Genomic DNA, 1,417 nt, shown 5'->3' with positions numbered 1-1,417 from the left:
TATTTATTTCAGAAACATCCATATTCACGAACAATGTTAAAATTTATTTTAATATCGTTCGTATTTTTTGTTTACAAGAAGTTTCTTTCCTGCTAAAATAAAAAACGTGTTAAGAGAAGTGAATAAAAATTGCATCGTATAATCTTGGGGATATGGCCCAAAAGTTTCTACCGAGCCACCGTAAATGGCTTGACTACGAGGCAGTGTTTAATATAAGAGGTATGCTTTCTTTTCCTCTATTTATTGCACATGCCTTACGTCAGCTCCGGTAGAATATGCCGGAGCTTTTTTGCATAAATAAAAAAGAAAAGAACCTTAGGGGGAAAAGAAATGCAAAAGTATTTTGAGTTTGAGAAGCATGGTACGAATTATCGCCGTGAGTTTATTGGAGGACTAACCACCTTCTTAGCAATGGCTTATATATTAGTTGTTAACCCATTGACATTATCGTTAGCATCCATAAAGGACTATCCCGATGCTTTACGAATGGATTATGGTGCAGTATTTGTGGCAACAGCACTTGCTGCTGCAATCGGATCGATTGTCATGGGGCTTCTTGGGAAGTATCCGCTGGCACTAGCACCAGGAATGGGCTTGAATGCGTTCTTTGCTTATACGGTTGTATTAGGGAGCGGGATTCCTTGGCAGCATGCACTTGGTGCTGTATTAATCTCAGGTGTATTTTTCTTCTTATTAACACTCACTGGTCTACGCGAAAAAATCATTAACGCGATTCCAGTTGATTTAAAACACGCTGTTGGTGCAGGGATTGGCTTGTTCATCACATTTATCGGATTAATAAATGCCGGAATTGTGGTTAATAATGATGCAACACTCGTTGGTTTAGGTGATTTGACAAAAGGACCTACCCTGCTTGCTATTTTTGGGATCGTCGTAACAGTGATAATGATGACTAAAGGTATTAACGGAGCCGTATTTTATGGAATGGTCATCACAGTAATCGTGGGAATGATCTTTAACTTAATTGATATGCCGACTAAAGTGGTCGATTCCGTTCCGAGCATAGCGCCTACTTTTGGTGCAGCCTTCACTTCATTCGGAGATAGTTCTTTCTATACAACAGCCATGCTTGGCATTGTGCTTACCTTCTTGTTTGTTGATTTCTTTGACAATGCCGGTACTCTCGTTGCAGTAGCAAACCAAGCGGGAATTATGAAAGACAATAAGCTGCCTCGAGCTGGGCGTGCACTAGTTTCAGATTCGATTGCAACAATCGTCGGTGCTGTAATAGGTACATCTACCACTACATCTTACATTGAGTCATCTGCAGGGGTTGCCTCTGGTGCTAGAACTGGATTTGCAGCATTAGTAACAGCCGGATTCTTTATCTTATCGCTATTCTTCTTTCCGTTATTATCGGTTGTTACTGCACCTGTAACAGCACCTGCGTTAATTA

1 protein-coding gene and 1 riboswitch are annotated in these 1,417 nt (G+C 40.4%); the gene reads left to right on the top strand.

The genetic code is table 11. The annotated features are described in order from the left end of the window. Window positions 1–114: 114 nt before the first annotated feature. Window positions 115–216: riboswitch (purine riboswitch) on the top strand. 114 nt (window positions 217–330) lie between these two features. Further along, window positions 331–1,417: NCS2 family permease (locus tag V7659_RS25935; protein ID WP_335542982.1), on the top strand; the 1,087-nt coding region annotated here is incomplete at its 3' end.

Source organism: Neobacillus drentensis (assembly GCF_036966985.1).
Classification (GTDB): Bacteria; Bacillota; Bacilli; order Bacillales; family Cytobacillaceae; genus Neobacillus; species Neobacillus drentensis_E.
The sequence above is the reverse complement of the archived record's forward strand: the minus strand, read 5'-3'. Positions and strand labels throughout refer to the sequence as shown.